Genomic DNA, 22,371 nt, shown 5'->3' on the forward strand with positions numbered 1-22,371 from the left:
GGCCGGATTGTTGAAGGAGAAGATCCGCGGCTCGAGCTCCGGGATGCTGTAGCCGCAGACCGGGCAGGCGAAGGACGCCGAGAAGGTGATCATCGGCCGCTCGGGCTCGTCGATCGCGGCGACGCGGACGATGCCGCCCGAGAGCTTGAGCGCGGTCTCGAAGGACTCGGCCAGCCGCAGGGCCAGATCGGGACGTACCCGGAAGCGGTCCACCACCACCTCGATGTCGTGCTTCTTCTTAATGTCCAGCTCTGGCGGGTCGTCGAGCTCGTAGAGATCGCCGTCGATGCGCGCGCGGACGAAGCCCTGCGCATGCAGCTCGCCGATCAGCCGCTGGTACTCGCCCTTGCGCGCCGAGACCACGGGTGCGAGCAGCATCAGCCGATCGCCCTCCGGCAAGGCCATCACCTGATCGACCATCTGACTGATGGTCTGGGCCTCCAGCGGCTCGTCGTGGGCCGGACAGCGCGGTTGGCCGACACGCGCGAAGAGCAGGCGCAGATAGTCGTAGATCTCGGTGATGGTCCCGACGGTGGAGCGCGGATTGTGCGAGGTGGTCTTCTGCTCGATCGAGATGGCCGGCGAGAGGCCCTCGATCTGGTCCAGGTCCGGCTTCTCCATAACCGAGAGGAACTGCCGGGCATAGGACGAGAGCGACTCGACATAGCGGCGCTGACCCTCGGCATAGATGGTGTCGAAGGCGAGCGAGGATTTTCCCGAGCCCGACAGACCGGTGAAGACGATCAGCCGTTGGCGCGGCAGGTCGAGATCGATGCTCTTGAGGTTATGGGTACGTGCGCCGCGGATGCGGATTGTGTCCATGGGGCTGGGAGACCTGCGGCGGGTGGGCGGCCAATCCGCGATTATTCCGCAAATCGCGATCGGGCACGATCGCCGACAAGCCCTTATACTCGCGGCTTCCCCGAATCGACGTCGCAGGCCACCGTCCTTGACCCCGTCTCATCAACCCCTCGTCGCCTTCACTGGGCTGGAGAAGCGAGCCGCGGCCGGCCTGGCCGCGATCTTCTCCACGCGCATGCTCGGCCTCTTTATGGTCCTGCCGGTCTTTGCGCTCTATGCACACGATCTGGAGGGGGCCACGCCCTTGCTTGTCGGACTGGCGATCGGCGCCTACGGCCTGACGCAGGCGCTGTTTCAGATCCCGTTGGGTCTGCTGTCGGATCGCATCGGGCGCAAGCCGGTGATCTACGGGGGGCTGGTCTTGTTCGCGATCGGCAGCGTCGTCGCCGCACTCGCCGACGGGATCGAGCTGGTCATTCTGGGACGCGTACTCCAAGGCAGCGGCGCCATCGCGGCGGCGACCATTGCGCTCACCGCTGATCTGACCCGCGATGCGGTGCGCACGCGCGCCATGGCGGCCATCGGGATCAGCGTCGCCCTGTCGTTTGCCGCGGCACTCGTCGTCGGACCGCCCTTGGCGCGATGGCTCGGTATCTCGGGGATCTTTTGGCTGACCGCGTTTCTGGCGATCGTCGGCATGCTGGTCTTGGCCTATTTGGTCCCGGATCCCGAGCGCTCCAGCGTCCATCGCGAGGCCCAGCCTGTGATGGATCAGTTCGCGGGCGTGCTGGGTAATCCCACGTTGCTGCGCCTGGATCTAGGCATCTTCCTGCTGCACCTCACCATGGTGAGCATGTTCGTCGTGCTGCCGCTGTCGATCGAATCGGCCGGCTTGGCGCCCGTGGATCACTGGCTGCTCTACCTGCCGGTCGTTTTGCTCGCCATTGTGATCATGGTGCCCTTCATCATCATGGCGGAGCGTGGCGGCAAGGTGAAGGCCGTGCTGCTCGGTGCGGTCACGGCGATGTGTGCCTCCATGGTGGGCTTCTATCTCTTCAATCAGTCGATTTGGGTCGTCGGGTTCCTGCTGCTGGTGATGTTCACCGTCTTCAACCTGATGGAGGCCATCCTGCCGTCGCTGGTCTCGAAGGCCGCGCGTGCCGGTGCGCGGGGGACCGCGATGGGGGTTTTCTCAAGCTCGCAGTTCATAGGTGCCTTCCTGGGCGGGCTGCTCGGCGGCTTGGCGCATCAGAGCTTCGGGGCGGACGCCGTCTACCTGGTCGGGGCCGCGACCTCGCTGGTGTGGATCGGTCTGGCGGCGACGATGGCGATGCCGGCGAATCTGACGGCGCATGTCCTCTCGCTCGGAGACCGGCCGGACGGCGAGGGTCTGGGCCTCGAGGCGCGTCTGCTGGCCATCCCGGGTGTGGAGGATGCCGTCGTCGCGCTCGACGAGGGCGTCGCCTACCTCAAGGTGGACAGTGGCCGACTGGATTGGGCAACATTGCAGACATTTTCGGCCAGGGCTTGAGGCGGAACGCCAAGATCAGCCGCATCTTTTTAGGCTAGACAACCATCGCCCGCGTTCGGCGCGGAGCGGGAGGACTGCATGGCAGGCGTCAACAAGGTGATTCTCATCGGAAACCTCGGGGCTGATCCGGAGGTGCGTTACATGCCGAGCGGCGATGCGGTAGCGAATGTCCGGATCGCAACGAGCGAGACCTGGAAGGACAAGAACACGGGCGAGCGGCAGGAGCGCACCGAGTGGCACCACGTCGTCTTCTTCGGCAAGGTCGCCGAGATCGTCAAGCAGTATGTGCACAAGGGGTCCAAGATCTACGTCGAGGGGAAGCTGCGCACTCGTAAGTGGCAGGGGCAGGACGGACAAGATCGCTACACGACCGAGGTCGTGGTCGACATGAACGGGACCATGCAGATGCTCGACAGCCGTTCCGGCGGTGGAGTCGGATCGTCGGTGCCCTTCGACGATGCGCCTGCCTATCAGTCGTCGCGCGGCGGCGGGCGGCCGCAATCCTCCAGTCCGGCGCCTTCATCCGGAGGCAGCAGCCACGGAGGCAGCAATCAGGGCGCGGCGGATTTCGACGACGATATCCCGTTTTAAACCGCGTCCAGTGCGAGATGTTCATTTTCGAGTGAGCTCGACGTTTGGTGCATCGACAGCCCTAAGTGGGGACGCGGTTTAAAATGATCTATTTTTTAAAATCTTAAACCGCGCCGACTCCAGCGCTTGTCACGTCTGCCGGGGCCGATCCATCCAAAAACATCGCATACCGCGTTGGGCGCGGTTTAAGCGTTCAATCATCAGCGTCAAGGAGCATTGCGCGTGCTGACCCTTCTCGTTACCGGCGGGGCCGGATTCATCGGCGGCAACTTCGTCCACCACATCCTCGAGACGACGGACGCGCGTGTGGTCAACCTCGACCTTCTGACCTACGCCGGCAATCTGGACACCCTCGCCGATCTGAAGGACAACCCGCGTCACGTATTCGTGCAGGGCGACATCGCCGATCCTGCGCTGGTGGCCCGACTCCTTGCCGAGTACGAGGTCGACGCGGTCGTGAACTTTGCGGCAGAGAGTCATGTCGACCGCTCGATCGACGGCCCGGCGCAGTTCGTCCAGACCAACGTGGTCGGTACCTTCAATCTGCTGGACTGCTCCCGTGCGCATTGGGCAAAGCGCAGCGGCGCGGCCAAGGACGTGTTCCGCTTCCTGCATGTCTCGACCGACGAGGTCTACGGCTCGCTCGGACCGACGGGGCTCTTCACCGAGTCGACCCCCTACGCGCCCAACTCGCCCTATTCGGCGTCTAAGGCGGCTTCGGACCATCTGGTGCGCGCATGGTTTCACACCTACGGCCTGCCGGTGCTGACGACCAACTGCTCGAACAACTACGGGCCTTACCAATTCCCGGAGAAGTTGATCCCGCTGATGATCCTAAAGGCCCAGCGCGGCGAGTCTCTGCCCATCTACGGCGACGGCGGGAACGTGCGTGACTGGCTATACGTGATCGATCATTGCCGAGCGATCCTGCGCGTTCTCGATGCCGGCAGACCGGGCGAGGTCTACAACGTCGGCGGCAACAGCGAGAAGACCAATCTCGAGGTTGTCGATACGCTCTGTGCCCTGCTCGACGAGCGCCTGCACGATTCACCCTATCGGCCGCACGCGGGTCTGAAGACCTTCGTCAAAGACCGCCCCGGACACGATCGGCGTTACGCCATCGATGCCGGCAAGCTCAAGCGCGAGCTGGGCTGGGAGCCGACGGAGACCTTCGAGTCCGGCATGCGCCGCACGGTCGACTGGTATCTGGACCATCCGGACTGGTGCAGGCGCGTCACCGACGGAAGCTATCTCGGCGAGCGTCTCGGCGCCGCCGGTTGAGGGATCGAATCATGAAACGAAAAGGCATCATCCTGGCCGGAGGCTCCGGCACGCGGCTTTATCCGCTGACGCGGGCGATCAGCAAGCAGCTGCTGCCGATCTACGACAAGCCGATGATCTATTACCCGCTCTCGACCCTGATGTTGGCGGGGATTCGCGAGATTCTGATCATCTCCACGCCGCATGACCTGCCGATGTTCCGGTCACTGCTCGGGGACGGATCCCAATGGGGGCTCCATCTCGAGTATGCCGATCAGCCGCATCCGGGCGGGCTTGCGCAAGCCTTCCTGATCGGCAAGGACTTCGTCGGGACATCGCCCTCCTGTCTCGTCCTCGGCGACAACATCTTCTACGGCCACGGGCTGGTCGATCAGCTGCGGGCCGCGGGTGCGCGCGAGCGCGGTGCCACCGTCTTCGGTTATTACGTCTCGGATCCGGAGCGCTACGGCGTGGCCGAGTTCGATGCGGCCGGGCATGTCCTGAGCCTAGAAGAGAAACCGAGCAAGCCCAAGTCCAACTGGGCAGTGACCGGCATCTATTTCTATGACAATCAGGTCTGCGCGCTCGCCGAGGGGCTGCGGCCGTCGCTGCGCGGCGAGCTGGAGATCACGGACCTCAACATCCGCTATCTCGAACAAGGCGAGCTGCACGTGAGCCGAATCGGCCGCGGGACGGCCTGGCTGGATACCGGTACGCATGAGTCCCTGATGCAGGCCGGGCAGTTCATCGAGACGATCGAGCGTCGCCAAGGTCTCAAGATCTGCTGTCCGGAAGAGGTGGCTTACTTCAACGGCTGGATCGACGACGATCAGCTCCGGGCGATGGGCGAGGCGCTGAAGAAGAGCGGCTACGGCGAGTATCTGCTCGGCCTGCTGCGCCGAGGTGACGTATGAAGGTCATCGAAACGGCGATCCCGGGTGTCCTCATCCTCGAGCCTAAGGTCTTTGGCGACGAGCGCGGCTTCTTCATGGAGACCTACCGGACCAATCGCTACGCCGAGCTGGGCATCCCCGCGCCCTTTGTCCAAGACAATCTCTCCTACTCGCGGCGGGGCGTCCTGCGCGGCCTGCACGTCCAGCATCCGCACGCTCAGGGTAAGTTGGTGCAGGTGATGGACGGCGAGGTCTTCGACGTCGCGGTCGACATCCGTCGCGGCTCGCCGACCTTCGGGCGCTGGGTCGGTGCGACCCTGTCGGGTGAGAACCGTCGTCAGTTTTGGATCCCGCCCGGGTTCGCCCACGGCTTTCTGGTCACCGGCGACTCGGCCCTCTTCATCTACAAGAACACGGACTATTACAGCCCCGAGACCGAGCTCAGTCTGCGTTGGGACGATCCCGGGATCGGCATCGATTGGCCGCTCGAAGGGACGCCCGAGCTCTCTGCAAAGGACTCGGTCGCGCTCTGTCTGAACGAGATCCCACCCGAACGCCTTCCCGGCTACGAGGCCAGCCTATGACCACCAAGCGCACGACCGCCGAACGGCCCCGCATCCTCCTGATCGGTGCCAACGGGCAAGTCGGCTGGGAGCTGCGGCGCACACTCGCGACACTCGGCGATGTGATCCCGGCCTCCCTTGAAGGGGAATACGGACCGACGATCGATCTGCTGGATCCGGCGTCCTTGGCGAGGCTTGTTCATGACACCGCTCCGGATGCGGTCGTCAATGCCGCCGCCTACACCGCCGTGGACAAGGCCGAGACCGACCGTGCCATCGCGCAGCGGATCAATGCCGAGGCGGTCGGCGAGTTGGGTGCCATGCTGGCCGAGCGCGGGACGCCGATCGTCCATTACTCGACCGACTTCGTGTTCTCCGGCAACCTGGATCGCCCCTACCGGGAGGACGACGCACCGGGTCCGCTCAATGTCTACGGCGAGACCAAGCTCGCCGGCGAGCAGGCGCTGCTCAACTCCGGCGCCCGTGCCCTGATCTTTCGTACCAGCTGGGTCTACGGCATCCGCGGCGCGAATTTCCTGCTGACCATGCTGCGTCTGCTCAAAGAACGTGATGAGCTGCGGATCGTCGACGACCAGATCGGCTCGCCGACCTGGAGTCGGATGTTGGCCTCGGCGACGGCCTTGGTGCTCTATCGGGTCTTGCGCGGCGACCTGGATCTGGAGAAGGTCGGTGGGCTCTATCATCTAACCGGCTCGGGTCAGGTCAGTTGGTACGGGTTTGCGAGCGCGATCCTGGAAGACGCCGGCCTGGACGCGAGTCTGATCCCGATTCCCTCGTCCGAATATCCCGCGCCGGCGCGCCGGCCGCTCTACTCGGTCCTCGACAACAGCCTCTTCCAAGAGACCTTCGGGCTGTCGATGCCGGATTGGCGTCTGTCCTTGAAGCAGTGTTTGGACGAGAAGACTTAAACCGCGCCCAGCACGGTATGCGATGTCTTTGGATGGGATCGGCCTCGGCAGATTTGACGACCGTTGGAGTCGGGCGGTTTAAGGCATTAAAAAATATTAAATTTTAAGCCGCGCCTTACCGAGATCGAAGATATCTCCAAAGCCATAGGCGAAATGAAAATGACGCATGTCGCTCTGGACGTGGTTTAGGTCCTCGACACTGTCGCGAACAAGAGCGGTAGGAGGTCGAGATAGCGCGAGGCGAAATGCACCTTAAAGCCCTTGCGGACATGCTCGGGCACCTCTTCGAACTCGCCGCGGTTGTCCTCCGGTAGGATGATCTCGCGGATACCGGCGCGCCGCGCCGCGATCAGCTTCTCGCGGATCCCGCCGACCGGGAAGACCTCGCCGGTCAGGGTGATCTCGCCGGTCATGGCGAGCCGCCGGATGGGTTGGTTGCGGGCGAGGGAGAGGAGGGCGGATGTCATGGTGATGCCGGCCGATGGGCCGTCCTTCGGGGTGGCGCCCGCGGGGACATGGACATGGATGAATGCGTTCTCGAAGTAGGCCGGATCGGCACCCAGCTCGGCGGCGTGGCCGACCAGGTAGCCGTAGGCGATCTCGGCGGACTCTTTCATGACGTCGCCGAGTTGGCCGGTGAGCTTGAATCCTCGGGTGAAGCTGTGGGTTCGGGCGGCCTCGATGGAGAGCGTGGCTCCGCCCATGGCGGTCCAGGCCAGACCTGTGACGACGCCGGGACCGGATAGCTTGCGTTCGTCGCGAAACACCGGGCTGCCGAGATAGTCCTTGAGGTCGCCCTCGCCGACGCTGATCGGCGTCTCCTCGCCTTCGAGCATCCGCACGGCGACCTTGCGCACGATCTTTCCGAGCTGTTTCTCCAGCCGACGCACCCCGGCATCCCGGGCATAGCCCTCGATCAGGGCGCGCAGAGTCTTGGTGTCGAGCGTCACCGTCCGTTTGGCAAGCCCTGCCCGGTCGATCTGGCGCGGCAACAGATACTTTTTGGCGATCTGGAGCTTCTCCTCGGCGATATAGCCGGAGAGCGGAATCACCTCCATGCGGTCGAGCAAGGGGCCGGGGATACTGTCGGTCTGGTTGGCGGTGCAGACGAAGAGCACTTTGGACAGATCGAAACGCAGATCCAGATAGTGATCGAGAAAGTCACTGTTCTGCTCGGGGTCCAAGACCTCGAGCAGGGCCGAGGCCGGGTCGCCGTGGTATGAAGCGCCGACCTTGTCGATCTCATCGAGCATGATGACGGGGTTGGCCGTGCCGGCGTCCTTGATCGCCTGAAGAAACTTGCCCGGCATGGCGCCGATGTAGGTGCGACGGTGGCCCTTGATCTCGGCCTCGTCGCGGATGCCGCCAACCGAGAAGCGATAGAAGCGTCGGCCGAGCGCATCGGCGATGGAGTGCCCGATCGAGGTCTTGCCGACACCGGGCGGGCCGACCAGCAGGATGATGGAGCCCGCGATCTCGCCCTTGTGGATACCCACGGCCAGGAATTCGAGGATGCGCTTCTTCACATCCTCCAGGCCGTAATGATCGCGATCCAGGACGCGGCGCGCGCGCTTGAGATCCAGCTTGTCGGCCGAGTGTTTGCCCCAAGGCAGGATCGTGATCCAGTCCAGATAGTTGCGGGTCACGGCGTATTCCGGAGAGCCCGTCTCCAGCATGCGCAGCTTGTCCATCTCCTCCTCTACGCGTTTGCTCGCCTCCTCGGTCAGGACGAGCTTTTCGATCCGCGCGGTGAAACGGTCGATCTCCGCGGTACGGTCGTCCTTGGCAATGCCCAGCTCCTTCTGGATCGCCTTGAGCTGCTCGCGCAGAAAGAACTCGCGCTGCTGCTTGTGCATCTTCTCCTCGACCGTGCGCCGGATCTTCTGCTGTGCGCGGGCGAGCTCAAGCTCGTTGTTGAGCAGGACCAGCACCTTTTCCATGCGCGGCAGCAGCGGCAGGATCTCCAACACCTCCTGGAGCTGCTCCTTGGTCGAGGTGGTCAGGCTGGCGGCGAAATCGGAGAGATGCGAGGGATCATCGGGGCCGAAGCGGTCCAGGAACATCCGCAGCTCTTCGACATAGAGCGGGTTGAGCGGAAGCAATTCCTTGATGGTGTTGATCACGGCCATGGCGTAGGCCTTGATCTCCTCGTTCGGTCGACCGGCCGGCTCCGGGAGATAGGTCACCTGTGCGTCGAACGGGGCCTCGCGGCTGACCCAGGTGGCGATGCTGAACCGCTGCAGACACTCCACCAGGACCTGCAGGTGACCGTCCTGCTGATGAACGCGGTGGACCCGGCAGGCCGTGCCGACGGGATGGAAATCGGTTGTTTGCGCCTCTTCGGACGTCTCGGTTCGCACCAGCACCACGCCGAGGATCTTGTGCTCGCTCTCCCCGACAACCTTGAGAGTCGAGGACCAGCTCTCCGCGTCCATCATCAGCGGAACGGCTTGGCCGGGAAAGAAGGGACGCGAGGCGACCGGCAGGATGGGGATGCGGGTCGGAAGGACATCGTTGGCCCGCGCGAGCGTGATCTCGGAACCCTCGTCGACCCCGATGTCTCCCGAATCCTTGCTTGAATCCGCGTCCGCCATCTCGCTGTCCTCGTTCGCCAATACCCCAATCGGACTGGTCAACTTCAGGGTATGAGCGGCGATTTGCAAGCAGCGTTTGCCAAGCGCGCATAGCTTGCGACATCGAGGTTTTCGGCCCTCAGTGTCGGATCGATCCCGGTCGCGATCAGCAGCTGCGCATCCACCAGTTTGGACAGACTGTTGCGCAGGGTCTTGCGGCGCTGCCCGAAGGCCGCGGCGACGATGCGGGCGTGCAGTGCGGGGTCGTCGACGGGGAAGGGGAGCGGTCGATGGGGCCGCAATCGCAGGAAGGCGGACTCGACCTTCGGGGCTGGGGTGAAGGCGCCCGCACCGATGCGAAAGAGACAGTCCGTCGAGCACAGCGTCTGAACCATCACCGATAGCCGCCCGTAGGTCTTGTCGCCCGGATCCGCGACGATGCGCTCGACGACCTCCTTCTGAAGCATCAGGTGCATGTCCTGAATACAGTCGGCCTGCTCCAGGAATCGGAACAAGAGCGGCGTGGAGATGTTGTAGGGGAGATTCCCGACGAGACGCAAGCGCTCGCCCTTGCGCACGAGCGCGCGGAGGTCGAAATTCAGGGCGTCGGCCTGGTGGATCCGCAGATCGCCGAGCGGGCCGAGCCGATCGCGAAGTGGAGCGACCAGGTCGCGATCCAGCTCGACGACATCGAGCGAGCCGACGGCGGTCAGAAGTCCTTGTGTGATGGCGCCCTGTCCAGGGCCGATCTCGACGACGCGCTCGCCGGGCGTGGCGGCTATCGCCCCGTGGATCCGGTCGATCACCTGGCGGTCGTGAAGGAAGTTCTGGCCGAAACGCTTGCGTGCGCGGTGCTCCATTAAACCGCGTCCGGCATGGTATGGACTGTCTTCAACCTGATTCGCCATCCGAGCATTCCGCGAGCGTCGGAGTCGACGCGGTTTAAGTGATTATTTTTTTTCATTTAAACCGCGTCGGCTCTAAGGTCGTTGATGGCATGGAGGGGTGTTTCAGGCTCGGGCTTCAAATAAGGCACGAGATGCGGTTTAAATTCAGCAATTGTGGCAGACCTCATGGGCGAACTGCTCGAGTTTACGCGTGTCGGCGGCGAAGAGTCGGATCCCCTCGGCGAGTTTTTCGGAGGCCATGGCGTCTTCGTTGAGCTCCCAGCGGAAGCCGGGCTCGTCGAAGCCGACCCTCGGGATCTCCATGCCGAGCGCCCGTTCCGGGTCCAGCTTGCGCGGGACATCGCCCTCGGTCGAGGCGAGCTCGCCGAGCAGGGCGGGCGAGATGGTGAGGTAGTCGCAGCCGGCCAGCTCCAGGACCTCGTCGAGATTGCGGAAGCTCGCGCCCATGACGACGGTGTCGTAGCCGTGGCGTTTGTAGTAGTTGTAGATGCGTGTGACGGACTGCACGCCCGGGTCCTCGTCGGCCGGATAGCCGGGGACGTTGTCGGCGTTCTTGTACCAGTCGAGGATGCGCCCGACGAAGGGCGAGATGAGTGTGACACCCGCGTCGGCGCAGGCGACGGCCTGGGCGAAGCTGAACAAGAGGGTCAAATTGCAGTGCAGCCCCTGGCTCTGCAGGATCTCCGCGGCGCGGATGCCTTCCCATGTCGAGGCGATCTTGAAGAGGACTCGGGTGCTCGGGTCGATGCCGGCGGCTTGGTAAAGCTCCACCAGCGCCGCGGCGCGCTTGAGCGTGGCCTCGGTGTCGAAGGAGAGGCGGGCATCGATCTCTGTGGAGACGCGCCCGGGAACGATCTTCAGGATCTCCGTGCCGAAGTTGACGGCGAGCTTGTCCATCGTTGCCCGGGCTTGGTCCATCGGGTCGCTGCCGCCCTCGCGCGTGCCGAAGAGGACGGCGTCCTCGACCAGCTCGCGGTACTGCGGCATCTGGGCCGCTTTGAAGATCAGCGAGGGGTTGGTCGTGGCGTCTTGGGGCTGGTACTCGGCGATGGACTCGAAATCGCCGGTGTCTGCGACGACTGTGCTCATGGTCTTGAGTTGGTCGAGCTTGCTCATGGTTCAACACCCTTCTGCAAGGTTGAGACGCGTCGGCGTCGATGGGTTGACCTTAACGGAATCCGATGACGATTTCGAATCCGGCCCGGCGGCCGATGCGCCTCGCCAGCGGGGCACGCCGTTCAGCTCCGCAAGAACCGCGCCCGCAGGTCTCGCCGCCGGTCGGGTCTCGTCGGTGTCGATTCAGCGGATGTCCTCCGCGCTCTTGTCGTTCATACTCAGGACCTATCGGGTCAAGGGTACGAGGTGTTCCACACATCCCATGAGCCATTCGACAACGGAGCTTCGGGTTCCCGACGGTACGCCGCTCCAACAGGTCTCGGATCTGCTGACGGGACTCTATCGTTCCATCCTCGCGCCCTCGGAGACGACGCGCCGTGTGTTTTACGACACCTTCGACTGGGCGATCTTTCAAGACGGCGGTGCTTTGGAATGCCGCACGCAGCGCTCGACCCGGCGTCTCATCCGAAGCGATCTGGACGGCGCGTCGCCGCCGCTGTCTCAGACCCTTGCCGGCGAGCCCGGTTTCGCCTCCGATCTTCCGCTCGGGCCTGTGCGCGAGCGCATCCTGGAGGTTTGCGGGATCCGAAGGCTGCTGCCGCGCGTGGAGATCGAGAGTCATGTCACCGTCTTTCGCCTCGTCAACGACGATGCCGAGACCCTGTTGCGGGTCGAGCTCGAGACGCTGATTGCGCGCAACCCCGGTGGCGACGCCTGCGGACCGCTCGCGTCGCGTCTCCACCTCGTCGCGGAGCCCTATCACGAGCAGGCGGCGCAGGAGGTGACGGATCTCCTTATCGAGCGGCTCGGGCTCGAGGCCGTCGAGACACCGATTCTGTCGGAGGCGCTGTCGGCGTGCGGTCGATCCCCCGGTGATTATTCGTCCAAGATCGAGGGTCGCCTCGACCCCGATCAGCGATCGGACGAGGCGCTCAAGGTGCTCCTGAGGAGTCTGTTCGCCACCCTGGTCGCGAATCTGGAGGGTGCGCGGGAGCATCTCGACAGCGAGTTCCTGCATGACCTGCGCGTCGCCACGCGCCGCACCCGCTCCGTCCTGGGTCAGGCGAAGGGCGTGTTTCCGGCCGATCTCCTCGAGGACTACAAGATCCGGTTCGCTTGGCTGCAGCAGATCACCGGCCCCGTCCGTGACCTGGACGTCTATCTTCTGGATTTCGACCGCTATCGCGAGGCTCTGCCGGTGCGTTTGCGCCCGTGTCTCGACGCGGTCCATGCGTTCTTGTCGGCCCGCCGCAGCGAGCAGCAGGGTCACCTTGTCGTCGCGTTCGACTCCGCCGCCTTTGCCGATTTGATGCGGGATTGGCAGGCTTTTCTCGCGACGCCGGTCGCCGAGCATCCGGCCGAGCCCAACGCCGCGGCTCCGATCAAGGCGCTCGCCGACGAGCGTATTCGCCGCATGGCGAAGCGCGTGCGACGCGAGGGTCTCGCCATTCGCCCGGATTCCCCCGCAGCCGAGCTGCATGAGCTGCGCAAGAGCTGCAAGAAGCTCCGATACCTCATGGAGCTTTTCCAAAGTCTCTATCCGCGGGGCAAGGTGACCCGATTGATCAAGTTGCTCAAGACGCTGCTCGATCATCTCGGTTTGGTTCAGGACTTGGCGGTACAGGCCGATCACCTGCTCGACTGGGCCAAACAGATGCAGGCCGAGGGCAAGGCCGATACCGAGACGCTGCTCGCGATGGGCGCGCTCGTCGGTCAGCTTCTGGGGCGCCAGGAGCAGGGGCGTGCGGACTTTGCCGAGGTCTTCGACCGGTATCTGCACGATGACCACCAAGCGTTGTTCCGGGCTCTGTTCGAGCGCACCTGAGCCGCGGTCCGCGCGAGTAGCGCTCGTGCCGCGCGGACGTGGCCCGGGCTCGATCAACAACCCTTGCCTCAGACGTGGCTTGGAGGAGGTGAAGAGAGATGTCGATGAGATTGAGTCTGCCGTTATGCCCGACGGCGTCGCTTGTCTTGCTTACCGCTGTTGCGACAGGCGCCGGCGCGGCCAACCCGGAGGAGGGGCTCTTCGATCTGGACGATCTTCGGGTGAAGATCACCGAGACCCTTCCCTATGTCGAGGTCGAGCATGCGGGAAAACCGGTTATCTTGATGCGTCATCAGGAGCCCGATCACACCATCGTCGCGCCCTATGAGCAGACCGCCCGCGACTGTCCTCCCTACTGCATCCAGCCGATGCAGCTGGCGCCCGGCGTGGAGACCATCGGCGAGCTCGAGTTGATCGCCTATCTCGAGCGCGCAGCCAAGGGCGAGCCGATCCTGGTGATCGACTCACGCACCGAGCCCTGGGTGTCTCAGGGCATGATCCCGGGTGCGATCCATCTCCCCTATACGCGACTGGATCCGGCGCACGCGCAGCCCGAAGCGATCGCCGAGTTGTTGGAATTCGAGCTCGGTGCGATTCGCTTGAATGCGCTCTGGAACTTCAGCGCCGCCAAGACCTTGGTCTTTTACTGCAACGGACCTTGGTGCGGGCAGTCCCCGACCAATATCCGCGCCTTGCTGGCGCTCGGCTATCCTGTGGATCGGATCAAGTGGTACCGCGGCGGGATGCAGATGTGGGAGCAGCTCGGCTTGACGACAGTGAAGTCCTCGGCAGCGCCGGAGGATTGAGTCGCGACGTCGTTGATCGATAACCACACGCATCGAGTCTAAGCGTTGTCGTTGTCGTAATCGAGAACGACAACGACGATCGTTGCAACGCTGTTCTCTCGTCGAGTGGTTTTACACGTTTTCGAACCGCTCTCTAGGGGATCGGAAGCGGCGTGCCTGTCTCGCGCGACGATGCGCCGGGCAGCTGATTCGAGGTGAGGAGTATGTTCGGGTCGATCAGCCGCCGCACCCATTCCAGCATGGGCTCGATCGCCGCCTCGGCGGTCGGCGTCAGCACGTAGTTGGAATAGTCGAACGCGCTCCCGCACGCCGAGACCAGGAAGGTCTCGGGGACCTTGCCGTAGAGTGTCTCGCACCAGGCGAGTAGCTCGCGTGGATCCAGAAAATGCGCCATGGTCGACATGGCGCTGGCGTCGGGGGCGAGCGATCGGCAGCGCACCTCGCCCGGTGCGCCGTCGACCGCGGCGTCGAGAAAGACGACGCGGTCATGCTCCACCAAATCGGCGACCAGCTCGGCTGTGAGGATGTGACGCGAGATCACCTCCACGCCTTCGGGCATACCCTCCGCCTCCAGCCGATCCGCGACCAGCGGCCCGATCGCGTCGTCGCCGCGGATCGGGCTGCCGTAGCCGATGATCAAGACCTTCCTGCTCGCCATGCGTGCCTGATCCATTCAGCCGCGCCTGAGCGTGTCGACGACGCGACCGGTCGCATCCTTGAGCTCGATGGCGAGCGGCATCTCCCCGAAGGCATGCGAGGCACAGGACAAACAAGGGTCGAAGCAGCGGATGACCGCCTCGACGCGATTGAGCATCCCCTCCTGGAGGTTGTTGCCGTCGACATAGGCGTCGGCGACTTGACGGATGCTCTGGTTCATGGCGAGGTTGTTGTGTCCGGTCGCGATGATGAGGTTGACCCAGGTAATGAGCCCCTCGTCGTCGATGCGGTAGTGATGCATCAGGATCCCGCGCGGGGCCTCGGTCACCCCGATGCCTTCGTAGCGGTTGCTGCGGGCGCGGGCACGTACGCGTGCGGCGAGGATGGTCGGATCCTTGAGCAGGCGCTCCATCATCTCGAGCGCGTAGATGATCTCGACCAGTCGCGCGTAGTGATAATGGAAGCTGCTCGCGATCGGGCCGGATTCCTGAAGCATGTGGAACTCGGCGAGCGCGACGTCGGCATAGGGTGTTCCGCAGGCATCGACGTTGTTCAGACGTGCAAGGGGTCCGACCCGATAGATCCCCTTGGGATAGCCCTGGGGCTTGTAGTAGGGGAACTTCATGTAGCTGAAGTCCTCGACCGCTTCGCCGATCAGACGCTCGTACTCGTGCGGCGGCACCATGTCTTCGAGGATGCGGCCCTGGGCGTCTTTGAGTCGCAGGAACCCGTCGTAGTGCTCCAAGTGACCTTTGGGGCTGACCAGGCTCAGGAACATGGTCGGTTGATTGCCGAAGTGACTGGCCTCGTCCTTGAACTTGGGCACCAGGGTCTTGAAGAAGGCGTAGGTCCGCTTGGCGATCTCCAGCCCCTCGGGCATCAACTTGAGCATCGCATCGCGCTTTTCCTGCGTCAGCGGCTCGCTGACCCCGCCGGGCACGACCCAGGTCGGGTGGATCTTCTTCCCACCCAGGGTCTCGATGATGGTCTGGCCGATTTGGCGCAGACGGATGCCGTCTTTGGCCAGCGCCGGGTCTTGGCGCATGACGCCGAAGATGTTGCGCGAGACCGGGTCGGAGTCCCAGCCGAGCAAGAGATCCGGCGATGAGAGATGAAAAAACGACAAGGCGTGCGATTGGGTGATCTGGGCGAGGTTGATGATGCGCCGCAGCTTCTCGCCGGTCGGCGGGATGCTGACCGAGAGCAGGTGATCGCAGGCCTTGTTGGACGCCAGCACATGACTGACCGGGCAGATCCCGCAGGTTCGTGCCGTCAGGGCGGGCATCTCGCGATAGGGTCGGCCCTCGCAGAATTTCTCGAAGCCGCGGAACTGGGTGAGATGGAACTTGGCGTCTTCGACCTCTCCGGCGTCCCCGAGCTGCAGGGTGATGCGGGCATGGCCCTCGATGCGGGTGACGGGTTCGATGATGACGGTGCGGCTCATGGATGCGGCCCCTGGCGGTTGGGATTCGGTATGGAGTTCGAGTCGTCGTCCTCGTTGCTCAAGGCGCGCTCGGTGATCTTATGATAGAGATGGGTCATCCTGGCGATGATGTCGTCGAGCTCCGGATGCTGGGCCCACTTGGACTGCTTCTCCTTGGCATCGGCGAAGACCTCGGTCAGGAGATCGATATCGAAGCTGTCGAGCCGGGCGCCGCCCTCGACCTTGGTCTTGATGTCGAGCAGACGCGGCAAGCGCTGCGTGCGCAGACGCTCGCGGAGCGCGACGATCACGCCCGTGTCGGCATCCTGCGGCGCTTGGCTTCCGACAGGCGGCTGGGTCATGGCTTCAGGCCCCGAACCGGGTTACGGCGCTGGGGTCCGGTGTGCGCCCCGCGATCAGCTCGCTCAGCACGTACCAGATGGCGTCGGCGCTCGGCGGGCAGCCGGGAACGAAGACATCGACCCCTACGACACCGTGGATGGGTTTGACGACCGCCAGCAAGGCCGGAACCCCTCGGGTCGGGGTCTGCGGCTGGATGGTGACGGTATCGCGGTAGGCGCGGTCGACCACGTCCGACAGCTTAAAGTGGTTGCGCATGGCCGGGACGTTTCCGTTCACGGCGCAATCGCCCAGACTGACCAGGATCTTGCAGTGCTTTCGGAATGTCAGCGCCTTCTCCAGGTCGTCTTCCGAGCTGACCGAGCCTTCCAGGATGCCCACGTCGACTTGGTCGGGCAGGGTCTTGGTGTCGACCAGCGGGCTGTAGACGATGTCGACCTTCTGAACCAGCTCGATCAGGCGCTCGTCCATGTCCAGAAAGGACATGTGACAGCCCGAGCATCCGTCGAGCCAGGTGGTCGCGACCGTGATCTTGGGCGATGTGCTCATTGGGCAAGTCTCCGGCGGGCGAGAATCGGCAGGAAGTGTTGATCTTTGACCATCTCGCCGACCGAAGTGCCCTGCCTCACCAGCGCGCCGGTCGGGCAGACCTGAACACATTTGCCGCAGCTGGTGCAGGTGTCGCTCTCGCCCCAGGGTTGCGCCATGTCGGTGATCACGCGGCACTCGGTGCCGCGGCCCATGACGTCCCAGGTGTGGGCACCCTCGATCTCGTCGCAGACACGCACGCAGCGGGTGCAGAGGATGCAGCGGTCGTGATCGAGCCGGAACATCTCGTGCGAGCTGTCGACCGGGTAGCTGGCCTGCCGGTAGGGCACGCGGACATGGTCGACACCGCACTTCTGCGCCATGTGCTGCAGCTCGCAATGCCCGTTGGAGACGCAGACCGAGCAGACATGGTTGCGCTCGGCGAAGAGCAGCTCGACGATGGTGCGGCGATAGCGTTGGAGCTTCTCGGTGTTTGTTTGGATCTGCATGCCTTCGGTCACGCGGGTCGAGCAGGCAGCCAACAGGCGTCCCTGACCGGCCAGCTCGACGAGACAGAGACGACAGGCGCCCCACACCGAGAGACCTTCGAGATAACAGAGACTCGGGATCGGGATCTGATTCTCGCGACAGACCTCGATGATCGTCTCGTCCTCGCGGGCGGAGAGATCCCGGCCGTCGATGTTGAGCGTGACGACGCGGACGTTCGGTTGCTTGGCGGGTGGGGGCATATCGGCTCCGTCAACCTGGTTCGTGCAGTTTGAACCGCAAAGGCGCGCAGGACGCAATGCAGCGTACGTCGCTGCGGGTGTTCGCTTCCAGCGGAATCCAGTGGCGTCGGCGCCGGGATTCGAGCGCTCGACACCTTTCGTCCGTTGTCGCGCTTTGCACCTTTGCGATCGATAAAGCCTGTTCCGCGCTAGGCGTCGCCGAGCTTTGCTTCATACTCGTCGCGGAAGTAACGCATGGTGCTCAACACAGGATTCGGCGCCGTCTGCCCCAGTCCGCAGAGACTGGTCGCCTGCACCACCTCGCAGAGCTCTTCCAAAAGCGCCAGCTCGGCACGCGTGGCCTGCGATTTGGCCAGCCGGTCGAGGATGCTGTGCATCTGCTGTGTTCCCGCGCGGCAGGGGATGCACTTTCCGCACGACTCGGTCATGCAGAACTCCATGAAATAGCGTGCGACGTCGACCATGCTGGAGGTCTCGTCCATGACGATCATCCCGCCCGAGCCCATCATGGTCCCGAGTGTCTTGAGACTGTCGTAATCCACGGCGATGTCGAGGTGCTGGGTCGGGATACAACCGCCCGAGGGGCCGCCGGTCTGCACCGCCTTGAAGGCCTTACCGCCCGGGATGCCGCCGCCGATGACCTCGATGATGTCGCGCAGCGAGGTGCCCATCGGGACCTCGATGAGGCCGGTGTTGGTGATGGTTCCGGCGAGCGCGAAGACCTTGGTCCCTTTCGAGCGCTCGGTGCCTATCGAGGCGAACCAGTCGCCCCCCTCGCGCACGATCGGGGCGATGTTGGCGAAGGTCTCGACGTTGTTGATCAGCGTGGGATAGCCCCACAGCCCCGACTCGGCGGGGTAGGGCGGACGCGGGCGGGGTTGGCCGCGCAGCCCTTCGATGGAGGCCATGAGCGCGGTTTCTTCGCCGCAGACGAACGCCCCCGCTCCGAGTCGGATCTCGACCTCCAGGCTGAACTGGGTGTCGCCGATCTTGTTCCCCAGGAATCCCGAGCGCTTGGCCTTGCGAATCGCGGTCTGGAGTCGCTCGACCGCGAGCGGGTACTCCGCGCGGACATAGACGTAGGCCTTGTTCGCGCCGATCGCGTAGGCGGCGATGGCCATGCCCTCGAGCACGCGATGCGGGTCCGACTCCAGGATCGCGCGGTCCATGAAGGCACCCGGGTCGCCCTCGTCCGCGTTGCAGATGACATATTTTTGGGCCGCCGGCATCTTGGCGACGGTCGACCATTTCAAACCGGTCGGATAGCCGCCGCCGCCGCGTCCACGCAGACCGCTGTCGGTTACTTCGCGCAGGACATCGGCCGGGGTCATCTCGCTCAAGGCCCGGATCAGGGCCGAGTAACCGCCGACCGCCACATACCCCTTGAAGCTGTCGGGATCGATGATGCCGGCATTCTCCAGCACGATCTTCTGCTGGCGCGCGAAGAAGGGCTGATCCGTCGGGCAGCGCAGACGCTCCACGGGAGGACCGTCGAGGCTTGCGATGATGTCGGCGGCGTCATCCGCCGTGACGTCGCGATAGATGGTCGACTCTTCGAGCGAGCCGTCCCGGTCGGCGATCGACACCAAGGGGCCGGCCGAGCAGAGGCCCATGCATCCGACCCCTTTGACCTTGCACGAAGGTTTGCTCTCCCCGAGGCCGGCGACGAGTGCATCCATGACGGGTGCAGCGCCCGATGATTGGCAACTGGCGGCCATGCAGACGCGGACCTCGCGCTCGACGTTCGCGTCGATGGCACGGTATTGCTCGGCCAGATCGGCCAGATCGTCGAGGTTCATCAGGTCAGCTCCTCGAGCTTGGCAATGAGTGATTCGCTGTCGAGCTTACCGAGCACGTCGCCGTCGATCACGATCGCCGGGGCCAGACCGCAGGCGCCGACACAGCGAGCGGTCAACAGCGATAGACGGTCGTCTTCGGTCGTTTCGCCCGGATTGATGTCGTAGCGCTCCTGCAGGCGCTCGACGAGTCCCCCGGCGCCTTTGATGTAGCAGGCGGTTCCGGTGCAGACGACGCACGCATGACGCCCCTTGGGCTTGAGGGTGAAGAGGTGGTAAAAGGTCGCGACACCGTAGACCTTGCTCAGCGGAAGGTCGAGCGATGCGGCAACAAACCGCAAGGAGGCCTCGTCGAGAAACCCGAAGGCGTCCTGCACGCTGTGCAGGGTCTCGATCAAGGCGTGGTCGGCATAGCCGTTGCGGCGCATGGTCGCGTTGACGAGCTTCCAACGCTTGTCGTCACTGGGCAGTGGCGGCTTGGCTTGCTGCAGACTCATCTCCCCTCCGATTCAATGGGTCATGGTTGCCGAGCGATCGCGTCGCCGACGGCGATGGGACCGAACGATGCCACAAGTCTATGACAGATGGATAGGGCGACGACGTTCTTCTTTGCGCGCACTTTCGGTGCGCGCGGTGTCGCCGCGCTTCCTTTCGGTGCCGCCCTGCTCCCGGCTATACTCGCGATCCGACCAGACGGCCGCCAACGAGATCTCTTCCATGGACAACGAGCCAGCTTCCCGTAAACGACGACGCGGCATCTATTTGCTGCCCAATCTGTTTACCACGGCGGCGTTGTTCGCCGGGTTTTACGCGGTCCTCGCGGCGACTCAGGGACGCTTCGAGGCCGCTGCGCTCGCTATCTTCGCGGCTCAGCTGCTCGACGGGATCGACGGGCGCGTCGCTCGCATCACTCAAACCCAAAGCGATTTCGGTGCCGAGTACGACAGCCTCTCCGACATGGTGGCCTTCGGGGTGGCCCCGGCGCTGGTTGCCTATCACTGGGCCTTGGGCGGACTCGGTAAGGTCGGCTGGCTTGCCGGCTTCGTCTTCACCGCAGCCGCGGCCTTGCGTCTGGCACGGTTCAACACGCAGGTGGGGATCGCCGACAAGCGTTACTTCCAAGGGCTCGCCAGCCCGGCCGCTGCGGCCATCATCGCAAGCGGGGTCTGGCTCGGCACGGATACGGGGGTCGCCGGGGCCGATGTCGCTTGGCTCGCGGCCATCCTCACTGCGGGTGCCGGTCTGCTGATGGTGAGTAATTTCCGGTACCTCAGCTTTAAGCAGCTCAACTTCCAGGGTCGCGTCCCCTTCCTCTTGGCCGTCGCCGTGATGCTTGGCTTTGCGGTGGTCTTTGTCAATCCGCCGCTGATGCTCTTTTTGATGGCGACGACCTATGCGGTTTCGGGTCCCGCGTGGACCCTGATGCGATTGCGCAAGAGTCGTTTGCGCCATCGGCGCGATTCACGCGGGGATCGGTCCTGAGATCGCTCCGATCGATCGGGCTTGCGAGCAGTCGCCGCTTAGGATGGACCCGGATGGCTGCCCGCGCCTGTGACGGCGCTCTGTCGGGCAACACCAGATCTCTCTGTTCGAGGGCCGAAATGAACGAGCCATCCGAGAAGAAACCCGGCTTGCTGCGCCGTATCGGATCGTGGCTTTTCCGAAGGTTGGCCCCTCGGGTGCCGGACGAGGTCTCCTGTTGCGAGTTCGATTGTCGCAAGACGGGATGCGCGCAGGGCGATTGGGAGAGATGTCCGGTGCGCTTGGACTATGCCCGGCGTCTTCGCGACGGGCATTGCTGGAATCGGGAGCAGTCGTAACATCATGTCATCCGGACCACGCGAGATCGTCACGCCCTTTCGGCCCATCCCGCTGGACGTTCCGGCGGGTCTGACGCCGAACGAGTTCTTCAACAGCGCCGAGAATCTTCGCGATCTGGTGCAGAACAACGGTCTGCTGCGCAATCAAGAGGATCTGCTGCTCTACCGCAAGGCGCTGGGGCATTCCACCGAGCTGGACTGCTCGATCATCTACGACACCTCCAAACGCATCCTCAACCCGCTCGGCCGTCCGGTTCGCCGCACCCAGGTCTCGCCGTCGGTGAAGCGCGTCTGGAACCGGATGAATCGGATCATCATCGAGGAGATGCTCCGACGCTATCCGGATCCGGGCGAGGCACTGGTGATGGCCGGCGAGGCAAGTCTGGATGCCACCTGGCCTCTGACCTCGCCCGGTGTGCCGAGCATCCGCATGCTGCACAACCACTTCATCGTCTTCCCGATGGAGCAGCTGCGCGCGGCCCACCCGGCCGATCCGAGCCATCCCAACCTGACCGACGGTGGCCAGCACAGCCTCTTTCAGGCGCACATGCGCGATGTCTACAGGCGCTTTTTCGACGAGGCGCTGGACCTGCGTATCCTGCGTACGGTGCACACGGACGAGTCGCGTCTCGCGCTCACCGGCTATCCGGAGGGTTTGCCCTGCTGGGAGATCCAAGGCGGGGTCGCGGCCCTGGGCGACACCGCCTTCTGGGCGGAATACGACGAGATCCTGCGCGGGTTTCTCGATTTCTACCGCACCTTCTTCTCGCAGGTGTCGAGCCGCAACGCCGAGATCCTGCCGGATGTCTACTTTCCAGATCAGATCGAGTCGGTCCTGCTCTTCGACAACGCCTTCATGCAGACCGCGAAACGGGTTCGCGAGCGCTGTCTCGGCGACCCGGCCTACGCCAATTCCATCCGCTGGGAGCCGGCCTTCAAGCAGCTCATCTTTCGGCATGACTCGGGCCGCCTGATGTTGACCATCAGTCAGAACTCGATCGGCAACGCCATCACCGAGCTGCTCGGCGTCGTGGTCAAGCGCGTGCCCGACCGCGACGCCTACGAGGCGCGCGAGCCGGCGCTCATCGAGCGTCTGCTCGAGATCAGGCGGCTTCTCGTCGCAGCCGATCTCGGCGACGGGATCGCCACCCCGCATTGGGGCGCGGACTGAGCGCCGGGACCGAGGCCCTTTCCGACCGGCCGCGGGCAGCTCGGCATCCCGCGAGAACCCGAGATTTCATC

The 22,371-nt window shown here is 64.0% G+C and carries 20 protein-coding genes and 1 pseudogene; 10 read left to right on the forward strand and 11 right to left on the reverse strand.

Annotated features, from left to right (window positions below):
- Nucleotides 1-822 (reverse strand): annotated as a pseudogene (locus tag VLR48_RS14035) (excinuclease ABC subunit UvrA); the annotation flags it as partial.
- 127 nt (nt 823-949) lie between these two features.
- On the opposite strand from VLR48_RS14035, the gene VLR48_RS14040 reads away from it, so the two are divergent.
- The 6 genes from VLR48_RS14040 (at nt 950) to rfbD (ending at nt 6,568) form a co-directional block, all read left to right on the forward strand.
- Nucleotides 950-2,332 (forward strand): MFS transporter, encoded by a 1,383-nt coding sequence (locus VLR48_RS14040; RefSeq protein WP_325292387.1) that lies wholly within the window; start codon nt 950-952, stop codon nt 2,330-2,332.
- 78 nt (nt 2,333-2,410) lie between these two features.
- Nucleotides 2,411-2,923, forward strand: coding sequence for a single-stranded DNA-binding protein (gene ssb, locus VLR48_RS14045; RefSeq protein ID WP_325292388.1), 513 nt, complete (start codon nt 2,411-2,413; stop codon nt 2,921-2,923).
- A gap of 222 nt (nt 2,924-3,145) precedes the next feature.
- A complete protein-coding gene (gene rfbB, locus VLR48_RS14050) occupies nt 3,146-4,204 on the forward strand; it encodes a dTDP-glucose 4,6-dehydratase (RefSeq protein WP_325292389.1) in 1,059 nt (352 codons plus the stop codon).
- An 11-nt stretch (nt 4,205-4,215) separates the two neighbouring features.
- Nucleotides 4,216-5,097 (forward strand): glucose-1-phosphate thymidylyltransferase RfbA, encoded by an 882-nt coding sequence (rfbA, locus tag VLR48_RS14055; protein ID WP_325292390.1) that lies wholly within the window; start codon nt 4,216-4,218, stop codon nt 5,095-5,097.
- Complete coding sequence (gene rfbC / locus VLR48_RS14060) at nt 5,094-5,660, forward strand: dTDP-4-dehydrorhamnose 3,5-epimerase (RefSeq protein WP_325292391.1); 567 nt, start codon at nt 5,094-5,096, stop codon at nt 5,658-5,660. Before rfbA ends, rfbC begins: the two co-directional genes overlap by 4 nt.
- On the forward strand, nt 5,657-6,568 hold the full coding sequence (gene rfbD, locus VLR48_RS14065) for a dTDP-4-dehydrorhamnose reductase (RefSeq protein WP_325292392.1): 912 nt from the start codon (nt 5,657-5,659) through the stop codon (nt 6,566-6,568). Before rfbC ends, rfbD begins: the two co-directional genes overlap by 4 nt.
- Before the next feature lie 185 nt (nt 6,569-6,753).
- Here the strand turns inward: rfbD and lon are convergent, their stop codons facing one another.
- The 3 genes from lon to tal all read right to left on the reverse strand — a co-directional run bounded on the left by lon (nt 6,754) and on the right by tal (nt 11,165).
- On the reverse strand, nt 6,754-9,162 hold the full coding sequence (gene lon, locus VLR48_RS14070; RefSeq protein WP_325292417.1) for an endopeptidase La: 2,409 nt from the start codon (nt 9,160-9,162) through the stop codon (nt 6,754-6,756).
- A gap of 44 nt (nt 9,163-9,206) precedes the next feature.
- Nucleotides 9,207-10,001 carry a 16S rRNA (adenine(1518)-N(6)/adenine(1519)-N(6))-dimethyltransferase RsmA gene (gene rsmA / locus VLR48_RS14075; protein WP_325292393.1) on the reverse strand — a complete coding sequence of 265 codons (795 nt, stop codon included), beginning with the start codon at nt 9,999-10,001 and terminating at the stop codon, nt 9,207-9,209.
- A 192-nt stretch (nt 10,002-10,193) separates the two neighbouring features.
- Entirely contained in the window at nt 10,194-11,165 is a 972-nt protein-coding gene (gene tal / locus VLR48_RS14080; RefSeq protein WP_325292394.1) for a transaldolase, read from the reverse strand.
- A gap of 262 nt (nt 11,166-11,427) precedes the next feature.
- Here tal and VLR48_RS14085 point away from each other — a divergent pair, with 262 nt between their 5' ends.
- Nucleotides 11,428-12,990, forward strand: coding sequence for a CHAD domain-containing protein (locus VLR48_RS14085; protein WP_325292395.1), 1,563 nt, complete (start codon nt 11,428-11,430; stop codon nt 12,988-12,990).
- 98 nt (nt 12,991-13,088) lie between these two features.
- A complete protein-coding gene (locus tag VLR48_RS14090) occupies nt 13,089-13,796 on the forward strand; it encodes a rhodanese-like domain-containing protein (RefSeq protein ID WP_325292396.1) in 708 nt (235 codons plus the stop codon).
- A gap of 133 nt (nt 13,797-13,929) precedes the next feature.
- Here the strand turns inward: VLR48_RS14090 and VLR48_RS14095 are convergent, their stop codons facing one another.
- The 7 genes from VLR48_RS14095 to hoxE all read right to left on the reverse strand — a co-directional run bounded on the left by VLR48_RS14095 (nt 13,930) and on the right by hoxE (nt 19,806).
- Complete coding sequence (locus tag VLR48_RS14095; protein WP_325292397.1) at nt 13,930-14,454, reverse strand: hydrogenase maturation protease; 525 nt, start codon at nt 14,452-14,454, stop codon at nt 13,930-13,932.
- 15 nt (nt 14,455-14,469) lie between these two features.
- Nucleotides 14,470-15,897 carry a Ni/Fe hydrogenase subunit alpha gene (locus VLR48_RS14100; RefSeq protein WP_325292398.1) on the reverse strand — a complete coding sequence of 476 codons (1,428 nt, stop codon included), beginning with the start codon at nt 15,895-15,897 and terminating at the stop codon, nt 14,470-14,472.
- The gene (locus tag VLR48_RS14105) at nt 15,894-16,238 is read right to left on the reverse strand and encodes a hypothetical protein (protein ID WP_325292399.1); all 345 of its coding nucleotides are present in this window, start codon (nt 16,236-16,238) and stop codon (nt 15,894-15,896) included. The genes VLR48_RS14100 and VLR48_RS14105 overlap by 4 nt, the downstream gene beginning before the upstream one ends.
- Before the next feature lie 4 nt (nt 16,239-16,242).
- The gene (locus VLR48_RS14110; protein WP_325292400.1) at nt 16,243-16,785 is read right to left on the reverse strand and encodes an NADP oxidoreductase; all 543 of its coding nucleotides are present in this window, start codon (nt 16,783-16,785) and stop codon (nt 16,243-16,245) included.
- Complete coding sequence (gene hoxU / locus VLR48_RS14115) at nt 16,782-17,513, reverse strand: bidirectional hydrogenase complex protein HoxU (RefSeq protein WP_325292401.1); 732 nt, start codon at nt 17,511-17,513, stop codon at nt 16,782-16,784. Before hoxU ends, VLR48_RS14110 begins: the two co-directional genes overlap by 4 nt.
- Nucleotides 17,514-17,701: 188 nt before the next feature.
- A complete protein-coding gene (locus VLR48_RS14120; RefSeq protein WP_325292402.1) occupies nt 17,702-19,312 on the reverse strand; it encodes a NuoF family protein in 1,611 nt (536 codons plus the stop codon).
- Nucleotides 19,312-19,806 carry a bidirectional hydrogenase complex protein HoxE gene (gene hoxE / locus VLR48_RS14125; protein ID WP_325292403.1) on the reverse strand — a complete coding sequence of 165 codons (495 nt, stop codon included), beginning with the start codon at nt 19,804-19,806 and terminating at the stop codon, nt 19,312-19,314. The genes VLR48_RS14120 and hoxE overlap by 1 nt, the downstream gene beginning before the upstream one ends.
- Nucleotides 19,807-20,026: 220 nt before the next feature.
- Here hoxE and pssA point away from each other — a divergent pair, with 220 nt between their 5' ends.
- Both pssA and VLR48_RS14135 read left to right on the forward strand, forming a co-directional pair.
- Entirely contained in the window at nt 20,027-20,791 is a 765-nt protein-coding gene (gene pssA / locus VLR48_RS14130) for a CDP-diacylglycerol--serine O-phosphatidyltransferase (RefSeq protein WP_325292404.1), read from the forward strand.
- 342 nt (nt 20,792-21,133) lie between these two features.
- Nucleotides 21,134-22,300 carry a hypothetical protein gene (locus tag VLR48_RS14135; protein ID WP_325292405.1) on the forward strand — a complete coding sequence of 389 codons (1,167 nt, stop codon included), beginning with the start codon at nt 21,134-21,136 and terminating at the stop codon, nt 22,298-22,300.
- Nucleotides 22,301-22,371: the final 71 nt, after the last annotated feature.

This window comes from Thiocapsa sp. (assembly GCF_035467215.1).
Taxonomy (GTDB): Bacteria; Pseudomonadota; Gammaproteobacteria; order Chromatiales; family Chromatiaceae; genus Thiocapsa.

Excerpts from the sequence above, each read along its gene's own strand:
- ssb (WP_325292388.1), top strand. The coding sequence starts at position 2,411 with ATGGCAGGCGTCAACAAGGTGATTCTCATCGGAAACCTCGGGGCTGAT.
- rfbA (WP_325292390.1), top strand. The coding sequence starts at position 4,216 with ATGAAACGAAAAGGCATCATCCTGGCCGGAGGCTCCGGCACGCGGCTT.
- rfbC (WP_325292391.1), top strand. The coding sequence starts at position 5,094 with ATGAAGGTCATCGAAACGGCGATCCCGGGTGTCCTCATCCTCGAGCCT.
- rfbD (WP_325292392.1), top strand. The coding sequence starts at position 5,657 with ATGACCACCAAGCGCACGACCGCCGAACGGCCCCGCATCCTCCTGATC.
- lon (WP_325292417.1), bottom strand. The coding sequence starts at position 9,162 with ATGGCGGACGCGGATTCAAGCAAGGATTCGGGAGACATCGGGGTCGAC.
- rsmA (WP_325292393.1), bottom strand. The coding sequence starts at position 10,001 with ATGGAGCACCGCGCACGCAAGCGTTTCGGCCAGAACTTCCTTCACGAC.
- tal (WP_325292394.1), bottom strand. The coding sequence starts at position 11,165 with ATGAGCAAGCTCGACCAACTCAAGACCATGAGCACAGTCGTCGCAGAC.
- VLR48_RS14085 (WP_325292395.1), top strand. The coding sequence starts at position 11,428 with ATGAGCCATTCGACAACGGAGCTTCGGGTTCCCGACGGTACGCCGCTC.
- VLR48_RS14090 (WP_325292396.1), top strand. The coding sequence starts at position 13,089 with ATGTCGATGAGATTGAGTCTGCCGTTATGCCCGACGGCGTCGCTTGTC.
- VLR48_RS14095 (WP_325292397.1), bottom strand. The coding sequence starts at position 14,454 with ATGGCGAGCAGGAAGGTCTTGATCATCGGCTACGGCAGCCCGATCCGC.
- VLR48_RS14100 (WP_325292398.1), bottom strand. The coding sequence starts at position 15,897 with ATGAGCCGCACCGTCATCATCGAACCCGTCACCCGCATCGAGGGCCAT.
- VLR48_RS14105 (WP_325292399.1), bottom strand. The coding sequence starts at position 16,238 with ATGACCCAGCCGCCTGTCGGAAGCCAAGCGCCGCAGGATGCCGACACG.
- VLR48_RS14110 (WP_325292400.1), bottom strand. The coding sequence starts at position 16,785 with ATGAGCACATCGCCCAAGATCACGGTCGCGACCACCTGGCTCGACGGA.
- hoxU (WP_325292401.1), bottom strand. The coding sequence starts at position 17,513 with ATGCCCCCACCCGCCAAGCAACCGAACGTCCGCGTCGTCACGCTCAAC.
- VLR48_RS14120 (WP_325292402.1), bottom strand. The coding sequence starts at position 19,312 with ATGAACCTCGACGATCTGGCCGATCTGGCCGAGCAATACCGTGCCATC.
- hoxE (WP_325292403.1), bottom strand. The coding sequence starts at position 19,806 with ATGAGTCTGCAGCAAGCCAAGCCGCCACTGCCCAGTGACGACAAGCGT.
- pssA (WP_325292404.1), top strand. The coding sequence starts at position 20,027 with ATGGACAACGAGCCAGCTTCCCGTAAACGACGACGCGGCATCTATTTG.
- VLR48_RS14135 (WP_325292405.1), top strand. The coding sequence starts at position 21,134 with ATGTCATCCGGACCACGCGAGATCGTCACGCCCTTTCGGCCCATCCCG.